The organism is Nocardioides sambongensis, from assembly GCF_006494815.1.
Classification (GTDB): Bacteria; Actinomycetota; Actinomycetes; order Propionibacteriales; family Nocardioidaceae; genus Nocardioides; species Nocardioides sambongensis.
Genome location: NZ_CP041091.1, coordinates 3,385,029 through 3,400,517, shown reverse-complemented (window position 1 = coordinate 3,400,517; position 15,489 = coordinate 3,385,029). Strand labels below are relative to the sequence as shown.

The window sequence follows — 15,489 nt, the reverse complement described above, 5'->3', positions numbered from 1 at the left end:
AGCTTGTGTCGCCACCACTTCCGGCGTACGCTCACGATATATCGCGAAATGCCGACGAGATAACGCTCCGCCATGCGACCGGGCACCACCCGCTGCGGACCCGCCGCGGACCCGCCGCCGGATCGCGATCACCCCGAATCCACAACAGCCCCAGGACCACCCGGGGCACTGAACCGAAGGAGGTCCCACCATGGGACGCCACTACGACGAGTTCTGCGGCGGCTTCGGCCGCCGCGGCGATGACGAGGGCTACGGCGCACGCCGTGGCCGCAACGCCTACGAGCGTTACGAGGACACCGAGCCCCGACGCCGCCAGCGCGGCGGCTGGGGTGCCTGGACCGACGGACCCTGGGGGGAGCACCCGCGCCCCGGCGGTCACCGCGGCGGCCCGTACGGCGGCCCCGCCGGTCCGCCGCCCTGGCTGGCCGGACTGCTCGGTTTCGGCCGGCCCGAGACCGGGCGTGGCCCGCGGGTCCGCCGCGGCGACGTACGATCCGCGATCCTGGACGTGCTGCGCGTCGCCGGTGAGCGCGACGAGTCGCCCAACGGCTACCAGGTGATCCAGCGGATCGCCGAGCGCAGCGACGGCGCCTGGCGGCCGAGCCCCGGCTCGGTCTACCCGACCATCCAGCAGCTCGAGGACGAGGGGCTGGTCGAGCTCGACGAGGAGAGCGGCCGCCGCGCGCTGCGGCTGACGGCCTCCGGTGCGCGCTACTGCGCCGAGAACGCCGAGGAGCTCGCCGCGGTCTGGATGCCGTTCGAGCGTCAGCCCGAGGTGCCCGGCAACGTGGAGCAGGCCGACATCAAGGCCGAGCTCCCGCAGGTGATGAGCGCCGTGTGGCAGATCGTCACCAGCGGCTCCGACGCCCAGCGCCGTGCTGCGGTCGAGGTGCTCGCCGACGCCCGGCGCCGGCTCTACGGCATCCTCGCCGACGGTCCGGAGCAGGCCAACCCCGAGGAGTGAGCACCTCGCTCGTACGACGGCCGGTCCTCACCGCCTGCCGGGCGCCGGGAGTCCCCCGGTTACCCTGCAGCGCGTGAGGATCGGCCGTTCGCTCGCCCTGGCGACCTGCGCTGCCCTGCTCGGGGTGAGCGCCACTGCCGCCACCGGCGCAACAGCCAGCGCCGCCGCCGACGGCGTCGACCTGGGCGGCGCTCCGGTCTCGGGCAGCGTCACGGACCGCGCGAATCCGGCCGAGGTCGGCCCGGGGGTCTGGTCCGACACCCTCGGCGGCACCGGCTCGGGCAACGACGAGCACTTCTTCCGCTACCAGCGCCGGATCGCCGACAGCACCGTGCACGTCGGTGTCGTCGGCGCGCCCGAAGGCACCGCGTCCGATGCCATCGGACTCTCCGTGCGCACCGCGGACACCGACTGCGGCAGCGGCACCGGGTCGGGGGCCTACGCCGTCCCCGACGTACTGATGGGGACCTCGGTCGTGGTCGGCGGCGACGACCCGAGGACCGCCAGGACGAGTGCCTGCGCGCCTCCGCCCTGACCATCACGGTCGACCGTGGCTACGGCAGCGCCGAGACGGACCTGCCGATCGCCCTCAAGATCGTCGAGGAGGCGCCCGCGTCCGGCGTCGCGGACCTGCCGGCGGCACCCGTGGACGACAGCTATCGGCCGGTGACCACGGATGCCGCCGCCACCGACACCCCCGGCACCGCGTCCTTCGACGACGCCACCGGGCTGGACGCCACCGCCGAGGGCACCAAGGTCGCCACCACGCTGGCCGAGGGCGAGACCCAGCTGTGGCGGGTGCCCGTGGGGTGGGGGCAGCAGGTCAGCGCCGTCGCCGATCTGCCTGCCTACGACGACGGCGACCCGGACGCGACCTTCTACGGACCCGACGTCGAGATCCGGGTCGTCGACCCGATGCGCGGCGTGTGGAGCAACAGCACCGACGACGGATCCGCCTCCGCGACGTACGGCGAGGAGCCGGCGCAGCTCACCGTCGGCACCCCCGCGGTCGGCTACCTGAACCGCTACGGATCGGTCGGTGCTCCCGTGCCCGGCGACTACTGGGTGCAACTGGCGGTCTCCCCACCGGACGAGGGTGCCGAGGGCGATCCGGTCGAGGTACCGGTGGAGCTGACCGTCGCCGTGACCGGCTCCGAGTCGGGCGCACCGACCTACGCATCCAATGTGCTCGGCCCCGACAGCGGCGAGGCGCCCGGCGGCTACGACCCCGCCACCCCGTTCCTGATCGCCGCGGAGACCTTCTCGGCTACCGCCGCCGACGGTGCGGTCCTCCCCGCCGGCACCGACGACGATGCCTGGTGGGGTCCGCAGCGGTACGCCGGGATCGCGCTCGCGCTGGTCGGCGGGGCGTGCCTGGTGGCCGGTGCGCTCCGGCTGCGGCGCCGCTGACTGACCTCTCGCGGAGCCCTGACTGACCTCTCGGCGAGCTCTGACTGACCTCTCGGCGAGCTCTGACTGACCTCTCGCGGAGGCTTTCAGAGCAGCAGCAGCAGGATCCCGATCAGCAGGGCGAGCGCGCCCGCACCGAGCAGCAGGTACGACGCGCGCGCCGACGCCCCGGTCGAGCCGGGCCTCTCCGGGCCGGCCCCGACCAGGGTGGGGGCGGTCGGCGGCGGCATCGGGGCGGGCATCGAGGCGGGCGCGGCGCTCGGCGGCGGGGGCGGCGGGTAGGCGGTGGCGGCCGTGCCGCCTCGGGCGGGTGCGGTGGACCGCTCCGGCATCGGTGGGAACCCGTCGTCGATCCGCACCCCGTCGGTCGGATCGGCGGGCAGGGCCAGCAGCCGCGCCATCGCCGGGTGCCGACGCAGCTCGCCGGCGCCCGGACGGCCGGTGACGTCGTAGCGGGTCGCGGCCTCGATCAGGTCGACCACGGCGTCGTGGCCGGCGTCGCCGTTGCGCATCGTGGAGAGGTCGATCGGTGGCGGCGCTCCCTCACCGGGCGGCCGCCTCCCGGTCAGCATCTCGAGCACCACGATGCCGAGCGCGTAGACGTCCGATCGCGGGTCCGGGTCGCCGCCGGCGTACTGCTCGGGTGCCATGTAGCCGGGCGTGCCGATCACCATCGCGACGTGGGTGAGCCGCGGCTCGTCCTCGGGCACCGCGATCCCGAAGTCGGTGAGGCGCAGGTGCGGCACGCCCGTCCCGGTGGGCTCGAGCAGCAGGTTGCCGGGCTTGATGTCGCGGTGGACGATGCCCGCCGCGTGCACCGCCTCCAGCGCCTGCAGGGTCTGGTCCGCCAGATGCCCGATCCAGTACGGCGACAGCGGGCCGTGCTGCTTCATCAACCCGGCCACGGACCCACCCCGGACCAGCGGCATCGTGAAGAGCACCCGGTCGTCGACCCCGGCCCAGGACTGGGGCGTGACCACGTGGGTGTGGTCGATCCGCATCGACTGCTCGCGGACGAACCGCAACAGCATCGCGGCGTCGGTCTGGCGCAGCATCTTGGCGGCCTTGACCTCGTCGTCGTGGAGGTCGAGGACCCGCCACACGGTGCCCATGCCGCCCGACGCGATCGGGTCGATCAGCTCGTAGCGCCCGGCGAAGACCTCACCCATGGCCGTCGAGCCTAGGCCACCGGGGTGGTTGCGGGTCGGGTGGCGTCACCGATTCGGCGGCCGCCACTCTCGGGAGCGTGCTGCGCGGACCGGGCGGTGCCGCCCGGGGTCACGGGGTCAGGTCGATCGCCCGGTGCAGCCACACCGAGTCGGGCCGCATGCCGACCTTCCGGTAGAGCGAGAGTGCGCCGGTGCGGGAGTCGGTCGACAGCGAGCTGGTGGTGGCACCGCGCCGCCGCCCCTCGGCGAAGGTGGCGACCAGGAGGGCCTGCGCCAGCCCCCTGTCCCGGTGGTCGGCGGCGACCGCGAGCCGGTCGACGTAGGTGTCGGTGGCGTCGCCGTCGACCACGTTCCAGGCGAAGGCGACGCCGACGACCTGCTCGGTGCCCACCTGCTCGGTGCCCGCCCGGTCGGTGTCCGCCACCTGATCGCCGGCCGGTGCCGTGCAGGTGACGACCTGGAGGTGCCACGGCTCGAAGCCGGGCCGCTCCCAGACGCCGGCCGCGAAGTCCTCCAGGCTCTGCCGCGGGCGTTGCGACCACTCCAGGAAGGCGTCCTCGAGGACGGTGTGGATCTGGGGCCGGTCCGCTTCGACCGCCTCCCGGAGGCGGTAGCCGGCCGGCAGCGGACGTGCGGCGACCTCCTCGCCGGCGCCGAGCCGGAGCACCCAGCTGGTCCACCGGATCCGGTAGCCGAGCCCGGTCAGCAGCCGGTCGCCGGGCGAGTCCTCGGGGACCGGCATCCCGATCACCCGTGCGCCCCGCGATCGGGCGAGGTCCTGGACCCAGTGCGCCAACCAGGTGCCGATGCCGCGACCCCGGGCGTCCGGGTGGACGCCGGCGTCGTACCGGTCGGTGCTGATGAGCTCGGCGAACGCCACCAGGCGGGCGCCGTCGAGCACCGCGACGGAGCTCGACGCGAGGTCGTGGGAGGGACGTTGCCAGTCGGAGACGATGTCCGCCTCCTCGATCTCCACGGTGCCGATGTCGTGGCGCTCGGAGTCGGCGATCACCTCGAAGACGGCGCGGGCGTCCCCGGGGTGGAGCGGGCGTGTGGTGAGGCCGGCGGGCAGTGCGGTGCGGGTGGTCACAGCGCGAGTGTGCTCCCGCCGGGCCCGGGATGCACGCGAAAAACGGCAACGGCCCGGCGCGTCGCGCCGGGCCGTTGCGGTTGCGATCAGGCGTTGCGGATCGCGGAGATGTCGAACTCGAGCTTGACCTTCTCCGAGACCAGGAAGCCGCCGGTCTCCAGGGCGGCGTTCCAGGTCAGGCCCCAGTCCTTGCGGTTGACGGTGACGTCGCCCTCGAAGCCGACGCGCAGGTTGCCGAACGGGTCCTTGGCCGAGCCGCCCTCCTCGAAGATGATGGTGACCGGGCCGGTGACGTCCTTGATGGTCAGGTCGCCGGTGATCGTCCACTCCTCGCCGTCGCGCTCGACGGCGGTGGAGGTGAACCGGAGCTCGGGGTAGGTCTCGACGTCGAAGAAGTCGCCGGAGGCCAGGTGGCCGTCGCGGTCGGCGACGCCGGTGTCGATGCTGCCGGCCTTGATGACCAGGTCGACCGAGGACGCGGCCGGGTTCGCGGTGTCGATGTGGGCGGTGCCCTCGAACTCCTTGAACGCGCCGCGGACCTTGGTGACCATCGCGTGGCGGGCGACGAAGCCGAGGCGGCTGTGCGCGGCGTCGATGGTGTAGTCGCCGGTGAGGTCGGCCAGGGCGGTGGTGGTGGTCTCGGACATGGTGTCTCCTCGTGGTGCTGGACGGGTTGATTGAAGTCTCAACTAACCGAACGGAGCTCCCGGCGGATCCATTCCCGCCCCGCCCGACTTTCTTCCGATGCCGGCCGCGGTCGGGGCACGACGAAGGCCGCGGCCCGCTCGAGGAGCGGGCCGCGGCCTCAGAGTTTCGTCGCGTCGGAGGGTCAGGCGGCGTGAGCCGGACGCGCGAGCGCCGGGTCGATCCACCGCGCCTCCATGCGCGTACGGCCACCTGCGTCGGTCACCTGGACCCACCGCATCGCAAGGCGGGGCGTTTCAGAGCGGGTCGTCTGAGAGTCGTGCATGAGACACCTCCTGTTCACTTTCTGTTCACCAAAGTAGCACGGCCTCCACCCGGATGCCTCAATTCGGGCCGAATCGCCGATGGCTCCTCCACTGGGACCACGCCCGGAGGCTCACGGCGACCCCGCCCCTCCACTCCAGTCTGGAGTCGCTCCCTGGGCTCCGCACGTCCGCCGCGGGCGGCCTTCTCGCCGCGCTTGGGTGGAACGTTCCGCGGGTTCCTGCCCGATATCGGGCAGGAACTTGGCACTCGGCGGAAATCGACGCATGATTCCCTGGTGCGGATCGACCAGCAGCTGCTCGACCACGTGGTCGACAGCACCGGGCTCAGTCCCTCGGAGGCCGAACGGGTGATCGGTGACGTGCTGGCCTTCCATGCCGAGCCGGTCGACGTCCTGGTCCGCCGGCGCCACGCCGAGCTCAAGCTGCACGGCGCGCGCAACGAGGAGATCTTCCGGACCCTGCACACCGAGCTGCGCGACCGTGTCGTCGCGGCACCCGAGCTCAGCGAGCGACAGCTGCGCCGGCTGGTCTACGGCTGACCGACCCCGACCCGGCCCCGCCGAGCACCACCCACTCGAACCACCAGCACAACCACCCCGAAGCTCCACCGTCCGACCATCGAAGGAGACGCTCCATGTGCGGCATCGTCGGCTACATCGGCACCCAGCAGGCAGCACCGCTGCTGCTCGAGGGACTCACCCGGCTCGAGCACCGCGGCTACGACTCCGCAGGCGTGGCGGTGGTCGGCGGCACCGGCCTCCGGGTCGCCAAGAAGGCCGGGCGGGTCCGTGACCTCGGCGAGAGCCTGCCGAAGCGCTTCGCCGGGAAGGCCGGCATCGGGCACACCCGGTGGGCCACGCACGGCCCCGCCAACGACGTGAACGCCCACCCGCACACCGACACCGACGGCCGGGTCGCCGTGGTGCACAACGGGATCATCGACAACGCCGCCGCGCTGCGTGCCGAGCTGGTCGACGGTGGCATCGAGCTGACCTCGGACACCGACACCGAGGTGCTGGCCCACCTGGTCGCCGCATCCACCGCGGAGACCCTGGAGGAGAAGGTCGCCGAGGCGCTGGGACGGGTGGAGGGCACCTACGGCGTCGCCTTCGTGCACGCCGACTTCCCCGACCGGATGGTGGTCGCCCGCAACGGCTCGCCGCTGATCATCGGTGTCGGCGAGAAGGAGATGCACGTCGCCTCCGACCTCGCCGCCCTGGTCCGCTACACCACCACCGTCGCGCACCTCGACGACGGCGAGATGGCGACCGTCACCGCCGCCGGCTTCACCACCTACCGGCTCAGCCCGAACGGTCCGGCCGCCGTGGACCGCCGGGCTGCCGCGGTCGACATCGACCCGAGCGACTACGACACCGGGGACACCACCTCCTTCATGCACAAGGAGATGCGGGAGCAGCCCGCCGTGGCCGAGCGGGTGCTGCGCGGTCGCCTGGACGAGCGCTTCGGCACCAGTCACCTCGGTGGCCTCGAGCTCGACGCCCGCGAGCTGCGGGCGATCCGGCGGATCAAGATCCTGGGCTGCGGGTCGGCGTACTACGTCGGCCAGATGGGGGCGGCGCTGGTCGAGGAGCTGGCGCGGATCCCCGCCGAGGCGGAGGCCGCCTCCGAGTTCCGCTACCGCAACCCGATCATCGAGCCCGACACGCTCTACGTCGCGGTCAGCCAGTCCGGCGAGACCATCGACACCCTGCTCGCGATCCAGGAGATCAAGCGCAAGGGCGGCCGGGTGATCGGGGTGGTCAACGTGGTCGGCTCCGCGATCGCTCGCGAGGTCGACGGAGGCATCTATCTGCACGCCGGCCCCGAGGTCGCGGTCGCCTCGACCAAGGCGCTGACCAACATGTTCCTGGCCTTCGCGCTGCTCGCGCTCCAGCTCGGACGGGTGCGCGACCTGTCCCTGGCCGAGGGCAAGCAGCTGATCGCCGCGCTGAGCGAGCTGCCCGACCAGATCCAGCAGATCGTCGAGCGCGAGGACGAGCTCGCGCCGATCGCCGAGCGGCTCGCCGAGGCCGCGAGCCTCTTCTTCATCGGCCGGGTCCGCGGCTACCCGGTGGCGCGGGAGGGGGCCCAGAAGTTCAAGGAGATCAGCTATCGGCACGCCGAGGCCTACCAGACCTCCGAGCTCAAGCACGGTCCGCTGGCGCTGATCTCCACCGAGGTCCCGACCGTCGCGATCGTCCCCGACGACGAGCTGGTGGAGCGCAACGTCGCCGCGCTGCACGAGATCGCCGCCCGCGGCGGTCCGCTGGTCGTGGTGACCCACGAGGGCGTGGACCTCGGCGGGGTGGCGAAGGGCGACTGCTTCCGGATCGACGTGCCCCGCTCGGTGCGGGTGCTCGACCCGATCCTGCTGACCGTGCCGCTGCAGGTGCTCGCCTACCGCGCGGCGCTGCACCTCGGCCTCGACATCGACAAGCCGCGCAACCTGGCCAAGTCGGTCACCGTGGAGTGACACCTCCCGGCCTGCGCGAGAACGCCGACGCCGCGTGCGGGGTCCAGCTGGGCTGAGGGCCTCCCGCCCGAAGGTCCGCTGAGCCTGGTCGCCGCCCGCCGCGGGCGGCGTGGTAGAGGCGTGAGCGAGCGCACCGCGCCGGGGAATCTTCCCGTGCTGGACGTCACGACTACCGTTGGACGGTGACTTCCCCCGATTCTCCGGCCGACGCCGCCGCTGAGCCGACCGCTGAGCCGACCGCAGCGGACGCCGCCGAGACCACCGAGCAGGAGCAGCCCGCACCCGGCTTCGCCGACCTCGGGCTCGGCAAGAAGGTGCTCAAGGCACTGGCCGACGTCGGCTACGAGACGCCTTCGGCGATCCAGGCCGAGACCATCCCGCACCTGCTCGAGGGCCGCGACGTGATGGGCCTCGCGCAGACCGGCACCGGCAAGACGGCGGCGTTCGCGCTGCCGATCCTGGACCGGCTGGACATCTCCCAGAAGACCCCGCAGGCGCTCGTCCTCGCCCCCACCCGTGAGCTCGCGCTCCAGGTCTGCGAGGCGTTCGAGTCCTACGCCGCCCACACCAAGGGCATCCACGTGCTCCCCGTCTACGGCGGTCAGGGGTACGGCGTCCAGCTGTCGGCCCTGCGTCGCGGCGTGCATGTCGTCGTCGGCACCCCGGGCCGGATCATGGACCACCTCGAGAAGGGCACCCTCGACCTCACCGAGCTGCGCTTCCTGGTGCTCGACGAGGCCGACGAGATGCTCAACATGGGCTTCGCCGAGGACGTCGAGACGATCCTCGCCGACACCCCGAGCGACAAGCAGGTGGCGCTCTTCTCCGCCACCATGCCCAAGCAGATCCGGGCGCTCTCCTCGACCTACCTCAACGACCCCGTCGAGGTGGCCATCGAGCGGAAGACCCGCACCGCGGAGAACATCCGCCAGCGCTACCTGATCGTCAGCTATCCGCAGAAGGTGGACGCGCTGACCCGGATCCTCGAGGTCGAGAACTTCGAGGCGATGATCGTCTTCGTCCGGACCAAGAACGAGACCGAGACCCTCGCGGAGAAGCTGCGCGCCCGCGGCGTCAGCGCCGCCGCCATCAACGGCGACATCGCCCAGCAGAACCGCGAGCGGACCGTCAACCAGCTCAAGTCCGGCAAGCTCGACATCCTGGTCGCCACCGACGTCGCGGCCCGCGGTCTCGACGTCGAGCGGATCAGCCACGTCGTCAACTACGACATCCCCACCGACACCGAGGCCTACGTGCACCGGATCGGCCGCACCGGCCGCGCCGGGCGCAGCGGCGACGCGATCTCGTTCATCACCCCGCGTGAGCGCTACCTCCTCAAGCACATCGAGCGGGCCACCCGCTCCACCCTGGAGCAGATGCAGCTGCCCAGCATCGAGGCGGTCAACGAGACCCGCCTGGCCCGCTTCGACGACCAGATCACCGCCGCGCTCGAGTCGCCGCAGATCACCTTCTTCCGCGACGTGGTCAGCCACTACATCAAGGAGCACGACGTCCCCGAGGTCGACGTCGCCGCCGCCCTGGCGATCGTGATGCAGGGCGACACCCCGCTGCTGCTCGAGCCGCAGCCCGAGCCGGAGCGTCGTCCGCGTCGCGACCGCGACGACCGCGGGCCGCGCGATGACCGCGGACCCCGCGGCGACCGGGATCGTGGCGAGCGTCGGTCGGGTCGCGGAGGACAGCCGCTGACGTCGTACAAGATCCAGGTGGGGAAGCGACACCGGGTCGAGCCCCGCCAGATCGTCGGCGCCATCGCCAACGAGGGGGGACTGGACCGGCGCGACTTCGGCCGGATCACCATCCGCGGCGACTACTCGGTCGTCGAGCTGCCGGCGAAGCTGCCGGACGGCGCGTGGGAGAAGCTCAAGCAGACGCGGATCAGCGGCAAACTGATCGAGCTGTCCAAGGACTACGGCCCCCCGAAGAAGAGCTTCGACCGGGACCGTCAGCACGATCACCGGAAGCGCGACTGAGCCGATGCCGCGGGGGGCTGGTGCGCGTGCCGCTGTCGGTACGGCGGCCCTGGCCTGCCTGTCGCTCCTCGGCTGCGCCCCGGCGCAGGAGGCCGCGTCGCCGGCCGCCCCGACGGCACCGGTGACCTCGGCCGACCCGGACCCGAGCTCACCGGACGCGTCGGACGCGTCGGGCGGGAGCGCCGGCCCGACCGGGCGGGAGCGCACGGGCGCGGCCGCCCAGGTGCCGGATGCGGTGATCCTGGAGGAGCTGCGTCGTACCGCCGAGCGGATCGCGCAGCGGCTGCCCTCGGCCGAGCCCACGCTGCTGCCCACCGACGTCGCCCCGGACTCCAACCGCGGACTCGGCTACCGGCTGATGCTGGACTTCGGGTTCGACCGCACCCAGTGGCCCTACCTGGACGCGCTGTGGCACCGCGAGTCCGGCTGGAACCACCTCGCCGAGAACCCCAGCTCGGGTGCCTACGGCATCCCGCAGTCGCTGCCGGGGACGAAGATGGCCGTGGTCGGTCCCGACTGGCGGAGCAACCCCGAGACCCAGATCCGGTGGGGGCTCGCCTACATCGCGGCCCGGTACGGCAACCCCGAGGGCGCCTGGGCGCACTCGGAGCGGGTGAACTGGTACTGAGACGTCGACGACCCGTCAACGGTGCCGGTCGGTGTCATCTGGTGACACCGATCGGCACCGTCGGGCGTCAGTAGCGCAGGTCGACCCAGACCTGCCGGTGGTCGGAGGTCGGCACCCCGGTGCCCGGCCACTGCGTGGTGTCGTAGTCGCCGGTCAGGTAGTAGAGCGGGTCGTCGTCGGTGGGCCAGAAGATCCCCGACCCGGTGACCTTCGTGCCGCGCGAGGGCAGCACGTAGTCCACGCGCAGGTTGCCCGGCGCGCTGTCGGCGAAGTCGGCGGTGTCCAGCGCGGGGTCGCCCCGGTGCGCGTCGTTGGCGCCGCCCTGGTCGGCGGCCTCCGCGCCTCCGGCCGACCGCGGGGCCGGGTCGGTGATCCGACGGTGGTCGAGCAGCTGGTCGATGGCCGCGTCGACGGAGTCGCCGTCCAGCGGGTCGGCGTTCTGGTCGCCGGCGATGACGAAGCGGCTGCCCGGCCGCAGGCCGCCGTACCGGCCCTCGTCGTCGTAGATGTAGGACGCCGTGCGGCCCCCGGAGACGTAGTCGGCCCAGAACCGGATCTCGTCGTGGTTGCGCAGGCCGTTGCGGTCCTCGGGTCCGTCGAAGGTCGGCGGGGTCGGGTGGGAGACCAGGAAGTGGACGGTCTTGCGGCCGATCCGCAGCGGGACGTCCCAGTGCGACTTGGAGGAGAGGCGCACGTCCGCGAGCTCGTCCTCGGAGTACCAGTCCGCGGGCGCGTCGGTGGCGGGGTCGTCGGGCAGCAGGGCGCCGGGCATGTCGGCCCAGCGGAACGTCTGGAAGGTCCGCACCGCGCCGGTGTCGATCGGATACCTGGAGAGGACCAGCATTCCGTACTGGCCCTCGAACAGGCCGAACCCGTAGGCGTCGTTGCCCCCGCCGATCTGACCGTCGTTGTCGAGGTCGTGGCCGCTGGGCACGCCGGTGTTGGACGGAGCGATGTAGGCGTAGGGGTAGCGGATCGGTCGTGCGCCGTGGTGCCCGACCTCCAGGTAGTTCTCCCGGAAGAGGTCGACCGCGGCCGGGTCGTGGTCGAACTCGTTGACCAGCAGCACGTCGGGCCGCACCCGCTGGATCGTCTCCGCGACGTTCGCCGCCTGGGTGTTGTCCGGGGTGGCGAGGTCGGCGGCGAGCTGCCCGGCGGTGCCGCGATTGAGAGAGGCGTTGAAGGTGGAGAAGCGCACCTCCTGCGGGCCGTGTCCGTGATGCCCGTGATGTCCGGGGTGCCCGTGGTCGTGCTTGCCGTGGTGCTTGCCATCGTGAGTCCCCCCGTGCGCACCCCCGTGCCGGTCGGGCGCGCGGTCCGGGGCGGCGGTGCCCGGTGCGGCCGTGGCGGCCAGGGCCAGGCCGGTGGTGGCGGCCAGCGCCGCCAGCAGGGCGGGGGTACGTCGGGTGCGGTGCATGGGGACCTCCGAGTCGGTGTGCGATCGCGAGCCACGCTAGGGCGCCGGGTGGTCCGCGCACCATGCGGATCGGCTGGATTCTGGGCCAATTCGCGACCAATCCGCATGGGGCGCGCGCACCCCCGCCCGCCGCGAGCCTCAGGCGGTACGGCGCGCCACGTCCGCCATCGCGAGGTCCCGGTCGGCGGCGGACGCCGCGACCTGGCCCGCGGCCGCGGCCTGCAGCACGGACGCCATCGGCATCGGCAGGTCCCGGTGGTGGGCCAGGTCCCCGGCGGCGTACACGCCGGGACGGCTGGTGGCACCCATGATGTCGACCAGGACCCCGCCCAGCTCCCCGGTCTCCAGCCCGAGCTGCTCGGGGAACGGGGCGGCCTGACGCCAGGCCGGGTGCACGAAGAGGCCGTGCAGCTCCACCTCGGCGCCGTCGGCCAGTGCCACCGCCACCCCGTCGTCGGTACGACGCACGCCGGTCACCGCGGCCGTGCGGACGTCGGCGCCGCCGAGCGCGGCCAGGGTCGCCGGGTCGAGCTCCTCGCGCGGGACGCCGTTGCTGAGCATCACCACCTCGGTGGCGAGCCGGCCGATCAGCTCGGCCAGCACGGGTGTGTGCGGACCCACGCCGAGGAAGCCGATCGGGCCGTCCGCCATCTCGTGGCCGTGGCAGTAGGGGCAGTGGGCGACCACGTCGCCGTACAGCTCGGCGAGGCCGGGGACGTCGGGCAGCTCGTCGACGACGCCGGTGGCGAGCACGATCCGGCGGACGGTGACCGGCCCGTCGCCGTCGTACTCGACGACGAACTCGTCGGCGGCGCCGCTGATCCGGGTGACGCCGCGGTCGGCGAAGGTGACGCTGGCGTAGGCCTCGACGTCCTTGCGGGCGGCGGCGCGCAGCTCGGCCGGCGGGGTGCCGTCGTGGCCGAGGAAGTTCTGCATCGCGTGCGCCGGGTCGTTGCGGTAGCGGTCGGTGCCGAAGACGATCGTGCGGCGGCGCATCCGGCCCAACGTGAGGGCGGCCTGCAGTCCGGCGCTGCCGGCGCCGATCACCGCGACGTCGTAGTCGGGAGCGGGGCGGGTGGGGGTGGGGTCAAGGCGTCGGGTCATGGTGCTCTCCTCACGGATCGGTGGACTTGCGCAGGTCACCAGGTTGTGAGTTCATGTCGACATGAAGTCAAGTGCTGGTGAGATCAGGTGGTCGATCGGGGACCTGGCGGCCCGGTTCGACCTGCCGACGCATGTGCTGCGGCACTGGGAGACCAAGGGCCTGCTGCGACCCCGGCGGGACAGCGCGGACCGCCGCTACTACGTGGAGGACGACGCCTACCGGGTGGCGGTGATCCTCTCCAGCAAGGCGGCCGGGATGTCCCTGGACCAGATCGCCGGACTGATCGACGGCAGCACCGCCAACCGGCACGCCCTGCTGGTCGCGCACCTCGACGAGCTGGACCGCCGCCAGGCCGAGATCGAGCGCTCCCGGCACCTGACCCGGCACGCGCTGGAGTGCCGGGCCCACGACGTCTCCACCTGCCCGCACTTCCAGGCGCACGTGGCCGACATCGTGGCCGGCACCGTGGTCGGCCTCCCGCTGCACCGTCACGGCCACGCCGCGACGTCCGCTCCCGCCGCGACGTCCGCTCCCGCCGCGACGTCCGCTCCCGCCGACGCCTGAGACCCAGTCACACCTCACCCCATCGGGTCATCGTGCAGGACGGGATTGTCGCGGGTCGGACCGATCGCCTAGCGTCGTGCCTCCCTGCTTCGGAGGTCCGATGAGCGACTCGATCTTGAGCCTGGTGCCTCCGGTGCTGGCCATCGTGCTGGTGATCAGCACCCGCAAGGTGCTGCTGAGCCTCGGCCTCGGCGTGGTGAGCGCCGCGTTCCTGGTCTCCGACTACAACCCGGTCGACACCGTGGTGCGGATCTGGGAGGCGTTCTCCGGCATCTTCTGGTCCGACGGCGCGCTCAACACCACCTACGTCTTCATCCTGATCTTCACGATCACCCTCGGCGTGATCGCGGCGCTGATCATGATGTCCGGCGGCAGCCAGGCGTTCTCGGACTGGGCGGTCTCCCGGATCCGCAGCCGGCGCGGGGCGCAGCTGCTCGCCTCGGTGCTGGGCGTGGTGATCTTCATCGACGACTACTTCAACGCCCTGGCCGTCGGGCAGGTGGCGCGTCCGGTCACCGACCGGCACCAGGTGGCCCGCGCCAAGCTCGCCTACCTGATCGACTCCACCTCCGCGCCGGTCGCCGTGCTGGCTCCCTTCTCCAGCTGGGGCGCCAGCATCATCGGGATCATGGCGCCGATCGTCGCCGCCTCCACCCTGGAGGTCAGCGACGTCGAGGCATTCATCGGCGCGGCCGGGCTCAACTACTACGCGATCGCCGCCGTGGTCACCGTCTTCATCGTGGTCGGCCTGCAGATCGATGCCGGCCCGATGCGACGCGAGGAGGTCCGCGCCGTCGAGGAGGGCCTCACCTACGACCGGTCCGAGGAGATCCCCGGCGAGCTCTCCGAGGACCTGCCGATCCACCGCCCCGGCGCCAAGCGGGCGCTGGTGGTGCCGTTCCTCGCCCTCGTCGTGGGGGTGGTCTGCGGCATCGTGTGGACCGGCTATCAGGCCGGCGACAGCCTCGCGATCCTCGACGTGATGGCCAACACCGACGTCACCGAGGCGCTGATCTACGGCGCCGTCCTCGGCCTCGCCACCGCCCTCTACTACTACGTGCGCTACACCGCGCAGAACCCGAAGTTCGACACCGCGGTGCTCGGCCGTGGGGTGCTGCAGGGTGCCCAGTCGATGATGCCGGCGGTCTACATCCTGCTGCTCGCCTGGATGCTCGGCGACCTGATCGGCGAGCTCGGCACCGGTGAGTACCTGGGCGGCCTGGTGGAGAGCGCCGACCTGTCCCCGGCCTGGCTGGTGCCGGTGATCTTCGTGGCCGCCTCGGCGATGGCCTTCTCCACCGGCACCTCGTGGGGATCGTTCGGCATCCTGCTGCCGATCGCGGGCGACATCATGAACTCCGTCGGCGAGCCCGACCTGCTGCTGCCGGCGCTCGGCGCGGTGCTCGCGGGCGCGGTCTTCGGCGACCACTGCTCGCCGATCTCGGACACCACGATCCTCTCCTCCACCGGAGCCAGCTGCAACGTGATCACCCACGTGACCACCCAGCTGCCCTATGCCCTGTTCTCCGCCGGCTCCGCCCTGATCGGGTACGTCGTGCTCGCGGCGACCGGCAGCGGATGGGCCGGGTTCGCCGCGACGATCGTGACCCTGGCCGTCGGGGGACTGGTGGGACGGCGGGTGTTCCCGGTGCTGGAGTCGGTGACCGGGCCGCGGCCCGCGACCGCGACCGGCGACCCCGCCTGATC

The 15,489-nt window shown here is 72.3% G+C and carries 14 protein-coding genes; 9 read left to right on the top strand and 5 right to left on the bottom strand.

Features of this window, described 5'->3' with window-relative positions; genetic code table 11:
• Positions 1-190: 190 nt before the first annotated feature.
• From FIV43_RS15950 to FIV43_RS15940, 3 genes are all read left to right on the top strand, one after another.
• Positions 191-964, top strand: coding sequence for a PadR family transcriptional regulator (locus tag FIV43_RS15950; protein WP_141014926.1), 774 nt, complete (start codon positions 191-193; stop codon positions 962-964).
• 73 nt (positions 965-1,037) lie between these two features.
• Positions 1,038-1,499 (top strand): hypothetical protein, encoded by a 462-nt coding sequence (locus tag FIV43_RS15945; protein WP_141014925.1) that lies wholly within the window; start codon positions 1,038-1,040, stop codon positions 1,497-1,499.
• Between the two features lie 110 nt (positions 1,500-1,609).
• A complete protein-coding gene (locus tag FIV43_RS15940) occupies positions 1,610-2,374 on the top strand; it encodes a hypothetical protein (RefSeq protein ID WP_141014924.1) in 765 nt (254 codons plus the stop codon).
• An 86-nt stretch (positions 2,375-2,460) separates the two neighbouring features.
• Here FIV43_RS15940 and FIV43_RS15935 read toward each other — a convergent pair whose 3' ends face one another.
• The 3 genes from FIV43_RS15935 to FIV43_RS15925 form a co-directional block, all read right to left on the bottom strand.
• Positions 2,461-3,543, bottom strand: coding sequence for a serine/threonine-protein kinase (locus tag FIV43_RS15935; protein ID WP_141014923.1), 1,083 nt, complete (start codon positions 3,541-3,543; stop codon positions 2,461-2,463).
• A gap of 109 nt (positions 3,544-3,652) precedes the next feature.
• Positions 3,653-4,633, bottom strand: a complete 981-nt coding sequence (locus FIV43_RS15930; RefSeq protein WP_141014922.1) for a GNAT family N-acetyltransferase — start codon at positions 4,631-4,633, stop codon at positions 3,653-3,655.
• Between the two features lie 86 nt (positions 4,634-4,719).
• Positions 4,720-5,280 (bottom strand): YceI family protein, encoded by a 561-nt coding sequence (locus FIV43_RS15925; protein ID WP_141014921.1) that lies wholly within the window; start codon positions 5,278-5,280, stop codon positions 4,720-4,722.
• Positions 5,281-5,879: 599 nt separating this feature from the next.
• Here FIV43_RS15925 and FIV43_RS15920 point away from each other — a divergent pair.
• The 4 genes from FIV43_RS15920 to FIV43_RS21125 all read left to right on the top strand — a co-directional run bounded on the left by FIV43_RS15920 (position 5,880) and on the right by FIV43_RS21125 (position 10,696).
• Positions 5,880-6,143 carry a hypothetical protein gene (locus FIV43_RS15920; protein ID WP_141014920.1) on the top strand — a complete coding sequence of 88 codons (264 nt, stop codon included), beginning with the start codon at positions 5,880-5,882 and terminating at the stop codon, positions 6,141-6,143.
• 95 nt (positions 6,144-6,238) lie between these two features.
• Positions 6,239-8,077 carry a glutamine--fructose-6-phosphate transaminase (isomerizing) gene (glmS, locus tag FIV43_RS15915; RefSeq protein WP_141014919.1) on the top strand — a complete coding sequence of 613 codons (1,839 nt, stop codon included), beginning with the start codon at positions 6,239-6,241 and terminating at the stop codon, positions 8,075-8,077.
• A gap of 182 nt (positions 8,078-8,259) precedes the next feature.
• On the top strand, positions 8,260-10,068 hold the full coding sequence (locus FIV43_RS15910) for a DEAD/DEAH box helicase (RefSeq protein WP_141014918.1): 1,809 nt from the start codon (positions 8,260-8,262) through the stop codon (positions 10,066-10,068).
• Between the two features lie 4 nt (positions 10,069-10,072).
• Positions 10,073-10,696 (top strand): aggregation-promoting factor C-terminal-like domain-containing protein, encoded by a 624-nt coding sequence (locus FIV43_RS21125; RefSeq protein WP_181407535.1) that lies wholly within the window; start codon positions 10,073-10,075, stop codon positions 10,694-10,696.
• A gap of 67 nt (positions 10,697-10,763) precedes the next feature.
• Here the strand turns inward: FIV43_RS21125 and FIV43_RS15900 are convergent, their stop codons facing one another.
• The gene (locus tag FIV43_RS15900; RefSeq protein ID WP_141014917.1) at positions 10,764-12,113 is read right to left on the bottom strand and encodes an endonuclease/exonuclease/phosphatase family protein; all 1,350 of its coding nucleotides are present in this window, start codon (positions 12,111-12,113) and stop codon (positions 10,764-10,766) included.
• Between the two features lie 138 nt (positions 12,114-12,251).
• On the bottom strand, positions 12,252-13,217 hold the full coding sequence (locus FIV43_RS15895) for an NAD(P)/FAD-dependent oxidoreductase (protein ID WP_141014916.1): 966 nt from the start codon (positions 13,215-13,217) through the stop codon (positions 12,252-12,254).
• A gap of 61 nt (positions 13,218-13,278) precedes the next feature.
• Between FIV43_RS15895 and FIV43_RS15890 the strand changes: the two genes are divergently transcribed.
• Entirely contained in the window at positions 13,279-13,782 is a 504-nt protein-coding gene (locus FIV43_RS15890; protein ID WP_141014915.1) for a MerR family transcriptional regulator, read from the top strand.
• A gap of 100 nt (positions 13,783-13,882) precedes the next feature.
• The gene (locus FIV43_RS15885) at positions 13,883-15,487 is read left to right on the top strand and encodes a Na+/H+ antiporter NhaC family protein (RefSeq protein WP_141014914.1); all 1,605 of its coding nucleotides are present in this window, start codon (positions 13,883-13,885) and stop codon (positions 15,485-15,487) included.
• The last annotated feature ends 2 nt before the right edge of the window (positions 15,488-15,489 follow it).

Excerpts from the sequence above, each read along its gene's own strand:
- FIV43_RS15950 (WP_141014926.1), top strand. The coding sequence starts at position 191 with ATGGGACGCCACTACGACGAGTTCTGCGGCGGCTTCGGCCGCCGCGGC.
- FIV43_RS15935 (WP_141014923.1), bottom strand. The coding sequence starts at position 3,543 with ATGGGTGAGGTCTTCGCCGGGCGCTACGAGCTGATCGACCCGATCGCG.
- FIV43_RS15925 (WP_141014921.1), bottom strand. The coding sequence starts at position 5,280 with ATGTCCGAGACCACCACCACCGCCCTGGCCGACCTCACCGGCGACTAC.
- glmS (WP_141014919.1), top strand. The coding sequence starts at position 6,239 with ATGTGCGGCATCGTCGGCTACATCGGCACCCAGCAGGCAGCACCGCTG.
- FIV43_RS21125 (WP_181407535.1), top strand. The coding sequence starts at position 10,073 with ATGCCGCGGGGGGCTGGTGCGCGTGCCGCTGTCGGTACGGCGGCCCTG.
- FIV43_RS15900 (WP_141014917.1), bottom strand. The coding sequence starts at position 12,113 with ATGCACCGCACCCGACGTACCCCCGCCCTGCTGGCGGCGCTGGCCGCC.
- FIV43_RS15895 (WP_141014916.1), bottom strand. The coding sequence starts at position 13,217 with ATGACCCGACGCCTTGACCCCACCCCCACCCGCCCCGCTCCCGACTAC.
- FIV43_RS15890 (WP_141014915.1), top strand. The coding sequence starts at position 13,279 with ATGAAGTCAAGTGCTGGTGAGATCAGGTGGTCGATCGGGGACCTGGCG.
- FIV43_RS15885 (WP_141014914.1), top strand. The coding sequence starts at position 13,883 with ATGAGCGACTCGATCTTGAGCCTGGTGCCTCCGGTGCTGGCCATCGTG.